Genomic DNA, 385 nt, shown 5'->3' with positions numbered 1-385 from the left:
CTGTAATATTGTGCCTTAGTCAGGCTACCATAGGCAAAATGCGGTGCTAGCGGGCCTTGCCAGTTGATAAATTGTTGCAGCTCAAAAGTCAGCTCATGCAGTGCCACATCATTCGGTAGTTCCGGGATTAACGCCGGCGCGCCGGGTATGGGTTGATCCAGCGGGTGATGCATACTGCCAGTTGCAGCAAATAAATTGAGTGCCAGTTTGCCGGCAGTATTTTGGAATAACGCGGAATAGGCTTGCGGGTAACCGCTGATCGAATAGCGGATACTTTGGGCGCAGTGCTGCAAAATCTCGCTGACAGTCCAACTGCCCGAACTTTGCAAGGCGTCAGGCTTCAGCGCCCGTAATTGTGTCAGTAGCTGCTGTAACGGATAAGGTC

At 51.9% G+C, this 385-nt stretch carries 1 protein-coding gene; it reads right to left on the bottom strand.

All coding sequences use genetic code 11. The annotated features are described in order from the left end of the window. Positions 1–385 (bottom strand): DUF1569 domain-containing protein (locus ACTD9P_RS30215; RefSeq protein WP_438870514.1); only part of this gene is annotated, 385 nt, incomplete at both ends.

This window comes from Pseudomonas onubensis (assembly GCF_965653655.1).
GTDB lineage: Bacteria > Pseudomonadota > Gammaproteobacteria > Pseudomonadales > Pseudomonadaceae > Aquipseudomonas.
Note: the sequence above shows the minus strand (reverse complement) of the source record. Positions and strands in the feature narration are given on the sequence as shown.